Raw genomic sequence first — 7558 nt, 5'->3', positions numbered from 1 at the left:
CTTCGCGGCGCAGCACGCACTACCAGAGCGAAGTGGCGCTGGAGGGTGAATACCAGCAGCTCAAGGTGCGGGGCAGGGCGGACGGCTACGACCCCGACAGCAATCGCCTGGAAGAGGTGAAAACCTATCGCGGCGACCTCGACGCCCAGCCGGCCAACCATCGCCAACTGCATTGGGCCCAGGTCAAGGTCTACGGCTGGTTGATGTGCTACAAGCTCGGTCTGTCTGAAATTGACTTGGCGTTGGTGTACTTCGACATCGTTGGCGAGGGTGAAACCCTGCTCAACCAGCGCTTTCAAGCGGTCGACCTCGAGCAGTTCTTCAACCAGCAATGCGCGCTGTTCCTGGGCTGGGCGCGCCAGGAAGTGCAGCACCGCGACGCGCGTAACAGTGCCGCACAAACCCTGGCGTTTCCCCACGCCGAGTTTCGCCCGGGCCAGCGTTCGCTGGCCGAATCGGTCTACAAGGCGGTCAGCACCGGCCGTTGCCTGATGGCCCAGGCGCCCACTGGTATCGGCAAGACTGTGGGCACGATCTTCCCGCTGCTCAAGGCCCTCGCGCCGCAGCAACTGGATAAAGTGTTCTTCCTCACCGCCAAGACCCCAGGTCGCAAGTTGGCACTGGATGCCGCCCAAGTGCTCTACGACAGCAGCCCCGACTTGCCGCTGCGCGTGCTCGAATTGGTGGCGCGAGACAAGGCCTGCGAGCATCTGGACAAAGCCTGCCACGGCGACTCCTGCCCGTTGGCCAAGGGCTTTTACGATCGCCTGCCGGCTGCGCGCACGGCCGCTTCCAAGGTGCGCCTGCTCGACCAGCGCAACCTGCGCGAGGTGGCCCTGGCCCATGACGTTTGCCCGTATTACCTGAGCCAGGAAATGGCGCGCTGGGTCGACCTGGTGGTCGCTGACTACAACTACTATTTCGACTTTGGCGCCATACTGTTCGGCTTGGCCCAGCTGAACCAATGGCGCGCCGCCGTGCTGGTGGACGAGGCCCACAACCTGGTGGAGCGTGCGCGTTCCATGTACAGCGCCAGCCTCGACCAATACAGCCTCAAGACCCTGCGTGACATCGCACCCGAGCCACTGAAGAAACCCTTGCAACGCCTCAACCGCGAATGGAACGCCCTGCACAAGGACCAGCTCGCGCCGTACCAGGCTTATGCCAACAAGCCTGAGAAACTGCTCCAGGCCCTGAGCCTGTGCGCCAGCGCCATGGGCGACTACTTCAACGAGCACCCCGACGCCCTCAGTGGCGACCTGCAAGCGTTCTATTTCGAGGCGCTGCAATGTGCCAAGGTCGCCGAGCTGTTCAACGAACACTTCATCTTTGATATCAGCAAGCGCCAGTTCAGTGGCAAGCGCAGTGCTTCGACCCTGTGCCTGCGCAACGTAGTGCCCGCCGAATTTATCCGCCCCAGGCTGACCGCCGCGCGCAGCAGCGTGCTGTTCTCCGCGACCTTGAGCCCCCGGCACTATTACGCCGACTTGCTCGGCCTGCCGGCGGACACCGCGTGGATCGATGTGGAATCGCCGTTCAAGGCCGAGCAATTGCAGGTGCGCATCATCGATGCTATTTCGACGCGGTTTGTGCATCGCCAAGCCTCGCTGGCGCCGATCGTCGAACTGATCGCCGCGCAATTCGCGCAACGGCCCGGCAATTACCTGGCGTTTTTTTCAAGCTTTGATTACCTGCAACAGGTGGCGCAGTTGATGGCCGAGCGCCACCCGCAGGTGGCGCTGTGGTTGCAGTCACGCGGCATGGCCGAAGCCGAACGGCAAGCGTTTCTGGATCAGTTCACTCAGCACAGCCAGGGCATCGGCTTTGCCGTGCTGGGCGGCGCGTTCGGCGAAGGCATTGATTTGCCGGGCGCGCGCTTGATCGGGGCGTTTATCGCCACACTCGGGTTGCCGCAATTGAACCCGATCAACGAACAGATGAAAGCGCGCATGGCCTCGATCTTCGGCTCCGGTTACGACTACACCTACCTGTACCCCGGCATTCAGAAAGTGGTGCAGGCGGCGGGCAGGGTGATCCGTAGCCAGCAGGACGAGGGTGTGGTGATGTTGATTGATGACCGCTTTGGCGAGGCGCGGGTGCGCCAGTTGTTGCCGCGTTGGTGGGCGCCCGTCACTCAAGCGTGACGCCGCTCAGTTGTTCCGGGCGGTCAGCTGAAAGTGGCCGAGGTGATTGGTGGCGAACTGTGCTTCCACGCCTGCGGCGTTCCTTTGCAACGGGGTGGCCATGATCCTGGCGCTATTGATCAGCAGGTTTAATGGCCGCCCGGACGCAAGAAATTCTTGCGCAAAGCACTCAATCGAAGCCGGTCGATCAGGTCCAGGCTGGCGTGTTCAACGCCATTTATGCCTTGCAGATTGCGCTGCGCCTTTTGATTGTTTTTTACTGACACACAATCGCCCGTGGAGATTGTCGAGCAACCTTGCACGGCAGGGCATTGACGCGCGCGACGTATACAGAGAAGTGGTGGGCGGCATCGCCAGCTTGGGCGACACCGTGGATTTGTTTCTGATTGGCGGGCTGTTCACCTACGGTGATGACGCGCGTTTGTTGCTCGATGGGTTGCCGCCAGTGGTGCGTATCAGCGCCAGGTCCGAACAGGCCGGCGTATTGCGCTCGTGCCTGGAGCGGCTTGCCCTGGAATATGCCAGCCCAAGACTCGGCGCGGCATTGATGACCGAGCATTTGGCGCAAATGATGCTGGTGCAAATCCTGCGGCTCTATCAATCTTCCTTGGGGGCCAGCACTCAAGGCTGGTTGGCGGCGTTGACCGCCCCACGGCTGGCACCGGTACTTGCGCAAGTGCACGCCGAACCGGCGCGTGAATACCGTGAGCGCGCCCTACACAACACCCACAGCATCAGTCACAAGGAAGCCAGTGATGAGCGTTATCCAGCACGAGAGGATCCAGGTCAACGGTATTGAGTTAAGCGTTCACATCGCTGGCCCCGAGCAGGGCCAGCCGATCTGGCTGCTGCACGGGTTTCCTGAGTGTTGGCATTCCTGGCGCGAGCAGATTCCCGCGCTGGCTGCTGCCGGGTATCGGGTGTTCGTGCCTGAAATGCGTGGCTACGGCGAATCGAGTGCGCCTGCCGGGATCGCCGATTACGACTTACTGACGCTGTGCGCCGATATTCAACAGGCCATGAACCATTTCGGCCATCAACCGGTGGTGATGGTCGGCCATGACTGGGGCGCCGTGGTGGCGTGGCACCTCGCATTGCTCGAACCTGCGCGGGTCAGCCGCTTGATCACGATGTCGGTGCCTTTTGCCGGACGTGCTCGGCGCCCGGTAATCGAAATCATGCGTGAGCTGTATGCCGACCGCTTCAACTACATCCTGTATTTCCAGGAACCGGGCGTAGCCGAGCGGGAACTGGATGCCGACATCGAACGCACGCTGCGGCTGTTCATGCAGGATCAGGATGTGTTCCTGCAGAAAAAGCCGGCTAACGCCACCTTGCTCGAAGGCGTCTCGGCCCCCGGCACACTGCCGCCGTGGTGTGCTCAAGCTGACTTGGACGTTTATGTGAAAACCTTCAGTAAGCACGGTTTTCGCGGCCCGTTGAACTGGTATCGCAACTTCGAGCGCAACTGGCAGCGCACTGAGTGCCTGGCGGGCCAGCAAGTGCTGCAGCCCACGTTGTTCCTGATTGGCGACAGCGACCCGGTCGGTGTGTTCGAAGCCCACACCCTCAAGCGCATGCCCGACACAGTGCCCAACCTGCAACAGCAGGTATTGGCCAACTGCGGTCACTGGATCCAGAACGAGCAGGCCCAGCGAGTCAACGCGCTGATGCTCGCGTTTCTAGCGAGAACCTGAAGGTCGCGCCATGCCCGGGGCGGTCCACCAGTTGGATGCTGCGCCCGTGCAATTGCAAGATTCGGTGCACGATGCGCAGGCCCAGGCCACCATCGCGACGAGCGCCGCCGATGGTGAAGGCGCGCAGGAACAAGCCTTCACGCAGTTCGGCATCAATGCCTGGGCCACTGTCGCTGACGGTGACCGCCACACTGTTGGCCTCAGGTGACAGGATCACTTGCACTTCACCGTTGACCGGTGTGTGACGCAAGGCGTTATCAAGCAGATTGGTCAGCACGCGTTCAATCAAGCCCAGGTCGGCCATGACTGTCGGCACCTGCGGCGGCAGGGTGGCGGTGAGGGTAATGGACCGCGCCTCAGCGGTAAGTTCGAACTTCTGGAAGATGTCTTGCACCAGGTCCGGCAGTGAAAAGCCTTCGATCACCGGTTGGACGAAACCATGTTCCAGGCGCACCAACTCCAGCAGCGACTGGGCCAGGCCGCCGACCTTGCGGCTCTGGTCCAGGGCGATGCCGAGGTAACGGCGGCGTTCTTCTGAGCTGAGGCTGGCGTCCTTCAGAGACAGCGTTTCCAGGTAGCCATACAGCGACGCCAGCGGCGTGCGCAGGTCATGGGAAATGTTCGCGACCATCTCCCGGCGTTCCTGGTCCTGATGGGTGATGGCGCGCCATTGCTCGCCCAAGCGGTTTTGCATGTGCACAAAGGCGTGGTCGAGCACGGCGATTTCATCGCTGCTGTCGAGTTCGGTGGCGTTGATTTGCGCAGGTTTAGGCGCGCCGTTGATATCGAATTGGCCGACCTTATCGGTCAATTGGCGCAGTGGTCGGGTGATCCAGGCGAACGCGATCAGGCCCGCCAACAGGCAGAGCAGGGCAACCAGGCCAATGGACCACAAGGCGATCTTCAGCGCCATGCCTGTCGCGTCTTTGGCGTCGTAGACATCGTGGGCTTCGCCGAGCAGCACCACATACAGGAAGCCGGTTTGCTGGCCGTTGGCTTTGAGCGGCGCCGCGCTGAACACCTTGCGCCCATCGACGCTGCGCGGGTCGTCGCCGAGGATCGGCAGCATCGCGCCACTCAAGAAGCGCCGAATCGGCGCCAGGTCGACCTTATCGCGCAGCAAATGCCCGGCGGGTGCGGCATTCCCGACCACGTGCCCGTCGATATCGAGCAAGTACACCTCAACACTGGGGTTGACCAGCATCAACTGGCCAAACAGGTTGCGCACCGCATCGGGCTTGAGGCCGTCGGCGTCCATCAGTTGGGTGTCGCGGGCGATGTGCGCCGCCAGGTCGCGGGACAGGCCTTGCACCACTTCCAGTTCGTGCATGCGGTTGGAGCGCACTTGCAGCCAGGCCGAGGTGCCGCTGCAGATCACCAGCAATACGGCGAACACCACCGACAGGCGCTGGGTCAGGGTCAGTTTCATGGCGAACTCTCGGCAAATTTGTAGCCCCGGCCCCACACCGTGAGGATCAGTACCGGGTTGGCCGGGTCGGCCTCGACCTTGGCGCGCAGGCGATTGATATGGGTGTTTACCGTGTGTTCATAACCTTCATGGCTGTAGCCCCACACGGCGTTGAGCAGGTCCATGCGTGAGAAGACTTTGCCTGGCTGGCGGGCGAAGAAATACAACAGGTCGAATTCGCGCGGTGTAAGGTCCAGGCGCTGGCCTTGCAGGGTGACGTCGCGGGTCAGCGGGTTAATGAACAACTGACCAAGGTCGAGGCTGCCAGCGTCCATCTTCAGGTTGCGCGCCATGGCGTCGACCCGGCGCAGCAGCGCCTTGACCCGCGCCACCAGCTCCGGCATCGAAAACGGTTTGGCCAGGTAGTCATCGGCGCCCAGTTCCAGGCCGAGGATGCGGTGCAGTTCACTGGAGCGCGCACTGGTGATGATAATCGGTGTGTAGCGCGTCATGGCGCGGGCGCGGCGGCAGATTTCCAGGCCGTCAACGCCGGGCAGCATCAGGTCGAGGATCAACGCATCCCAGCCGCCTTGTTCAAGCAGGCGCAGGCCTTCGTTGCCATCGGCGCTGTGCACCACCTCGAACGACTCATCGCGCAGGTGCAGGCAGATCAAGTCGGCAATATGCGCATCGTCCTCGACCACCAGGACACGTTTAGGCTGATCCATGCTGAAAACCTTTAGAAACCTTCGCTTGTAGTCCACGCATTGTGCGGGTTTTGCCCCCCTGTAGTTATCACGAATTGTTTAACTCTGCGTGAGGATTTCGCGACCGCCCAGGGCCCAGGATGAACCCATTGCAAGAGCGAGCGAGTTTGTGTGGCAAGCCCGCTCGCCACATGCAGCCCTCTCGCCACATAAAGCCCGCTCTTCAACTGAAACCTCGCGCGCCACAGGTTCCGCGCCAGCCATCAATGAGGAAAACCCCATGTACTCACGTCGACAAATACTGCGCGCCACTGGCGGCCTGGGTGTCGCCGTCCTGGCCGGTGGCCTGCTCAAACAGCTCAACATGGTCTGCGCAGCCGACGCCGCCGAAACCTTCGAGGTCACCCACACCGAGGCCCAATGGCGCAGCCTACTCAGCGCCGAGCAATTCGCCGTGCTGCGCGAGCAGGGCACCGAACGTCCTTACACCAGCCCACTCAACGATGAGCATCGTACCGGCACCTTTGCCTGCGCCGGCTGCGCGTTGCCGCTGTTCTCCTCGGCCACCAAATTCGACAGCCACACCGGCTGGCCAAGTTTCTGGCAGCCGCTGGACAACGCCGTCGCCAGCCACGTCGACACTTCTTACGGCGTGGTACGCAAGGAAATTCACTGCCGTCGTTGCGGCGGTCACCAAGGGCACGTATTCGACGACGGCCCGGCACCTACTGGTCTGCGTTATTGCATGAATGGCGCGGCCATGACCTTTACGGCGGCTTAAGCCGATGTTTATTAATACTTATAAGGGACGATCCCATGTGGCTTCTGGTTCTCGCGTATCTGGGCGGCGTGCTGACAATTGTCAGCCCGTGCATCCTGCCTGTTCTGCCTTTTGTCTTCGCTCGCACCGGGCAGCCGTTTATGCGCAGTGGCTTGCCGCTGTTAGCGGGGATGGCGGTGACGTTCGCCCTGGTGGCCTCACTGGCGGCAGTGGGCGGCGGTTGGGTGGTGCAAGTCAATCAATACGGGCGTTGGCTCGCGTTGCTGTGCGTTGCCCTGTTCGGGCTCACGCTGCTGCTGCCGCAACTGTCGGAACGCTTGACGCGACCATTGGTAGCCGCCGGCAGTCGCCTGTCCGAAGCCGCTGGGGCCGATGCCAAACCGCGTCCGGGCGCCTCGTTCCTGATCGGCGTGGCCACCGGTTTGCTGTGGGCGCCGTGCGCCGGGCCGATCCTCGGGCTGGTGCTCACGGGCGCCGCGCTGCAGGGCGCCAGCATCGGTACTACCTTGCTCTTGCTGGCCTACGCCGCCGGTGCAGCTACGTCCCTGGCCTTGGCCTTGCTGGTCGGCGGTAAAGTCTTTGGTTTCATGAAAAAGTCCCTCGGAGCCGGTGAATGGCTGCGCCGTGGCCTTGGTGCGCTGATGCTGGCCGGTGTGGCCGCCATCGCATTGGGCCTGTACACCGGCGTGCTGGCGCGCGTGTCGACAGCCTCCACTGGTGGCCTGGAACAAAGCCTGGTGGACACACTCAGCGCCAAGCCTGAGCAGAAGGGCGGAGCGATGATGGCCAGCGGCGCAATGATGGCGGCCGCCACCCACAAC

The 7558-nt window shown here is 62.2% G+C and carries 8 protein-coding genes; 6 read left to right on the top strand and 2 right to left on the bottom strand.

The genetic code is table 11. The features are described from left to right. The 4 genes from E0F99_RS27720 to E0F99_RS27705 form a co-directional block, all read left to right on the top strand. The coding region (locus E0F99_RS27720; RefSeq protein ID WP_130909048.1) for an ATP-dependent DNA helicase at positions 1-2144 on the top strand (2144 nt) is incomplete at its 5' end. 131 nt (positions 2145-2275) lie between these two features. Then, entirely contained in the window at positions 2276-2407 is a 132-nt protein-coding gene (locus tag E0F99_RS30945; protein ID WP_269457864.1) for a hypothetical protein, read from the top strand. 20 nt (positions 2408-2427) lie between these two features. Further along, the gene (locus tag E0F99_RS27710; protein ID WP_232000064.1) at positions 2428-2943 is read left to right on the top strand and encodes a cupin domain-containing protein; all 516 of its coding nucleotides are present in this window, start codon (positions 2428-2430) and stop codon (positions 2941-2943) included. Then, positions 2900-3841: an alpha/beta fold hydrolase gene (locus E0F99_RS27705; RefSeq protein ID WP_083358476.1), complete on the top strand. Its 942-nt coding sequence runs from the start codon at positions 2900-2902 to the stop codon at positions 3839-3841. Before E0F99_RS27710 ends, E0F99_RS27705 begins: the two co-directional genes overlap by 44 nt. Here the strand turns inward: E0F99_RS27705 and E0F99_RS27700 are convergent. Together E0F99_RS27700 and E0F99_RS27695 are read right to left on the bottom strand one after the other, a co-directional pair. After that, the gene (locus E0F99_RS27700) at positions 3804-5270 is read right to left on the bottom strand and encodes a sensor histidine kinase (protein ID WP_083358475.1); all 1467 of its coding nucleotides are present in this window, start codon (positions 5268-5270) and stop codon (positions 3804-3806) included. The two genes, E0F99_RS27705 and E0F99_RS27700, sit on opposite strands and share 38 nt — an antisense overlap. Then, positions 5267-5977: a response regulator transcription factor gene (locus tag E0F99_RS27695; RefSeq protein WP_083358474.1), complete on the bottom strand. Its 711-nt coding sequence runs from the start codon at positions 5975-5977 to the stop codon at positions 5267-5269. The genes E0F99_RS27700 and E0F99_RS27695 overlap by 4 nt, the downstream gene beginning before the upstream one ends. Before the next feature lie 259 nt (positions 5978-6236). On the opposite strand from E0F99_RS27695, the gene msrB reads away from it, so the two are divergent. Next, positions 6237-6737: a peptide-methionine (R)-S-oxide reductase MsrB gene (gene msrB / locus E0F99_RS27690; protein WP_083358473.1), complete on the top strand. Its 501-nt coding sequence runs from the start codon at positions 6237-6239 to the stop codon at positions 6735-6737. A gap of 35 nt (positions 6738-6772) precedes the next feature. Further along, positions 6773-7558, top strand: a 786-nt coding sequence (locus E0F99_RS27685) for a cytochrome c biogenesis CcdA family protein (protein ID WP_278045765.1), incomplete at its 3' end; no start/stop codon positions are given.

This window comes from Pseudomonas antarctica, from assembly GCF_900624995.1.
GTDB lineage: Bacteria > Pseudomonadota > Gammaproteobacteria > Pseudomonadales > Pseudomonadaceae > Aquipseudomonas > Aquipseudomonas antarctica.
Note: the sequence above shows the minus strand (reverse complement) of the source record. Positions and strands in the feature narration are given on the sequence as shown.

Bases quoted from the DNA above. Each gene is read 5' to 3' on its own strand.
- E0F99_RS27705 (WP_083358476.1), top strand. From the start codon at position 2,900: ATGAGCGTTATCCAGCACGAGAGGATCCAGGTCAACGGTATTGAGTTA.
- msrB (WP_083358473.1), top strand. From the start codon at position 6,237: ATGTACTCACGTCGACAAATACTGCGCGCCACTGGCGGCCTGGGTGTC.
- E0F99_RS30945 (WP_269457864.1), top strand. From the start codon at position 2,276: ATGGCCGCCCGGACGCAAGAAATTCTTGCGCAAAGCACTCAATCGAAG.
- E0F99_RS27695 (WP_083358474.1), bottom strand. From the start codon at position 5,977: ATGGATCAGCCTAAACGTGTCCTGGTGGTCGAGGACGATGCGCATATT.
- E0F99_RS27700 (WP_083358475.1), bottom strand. From the start codon at position 5,270: ATGAAACTGACCCTGACCCAGCGCCTGTCGGTGGTGTTCGCCGTATTG.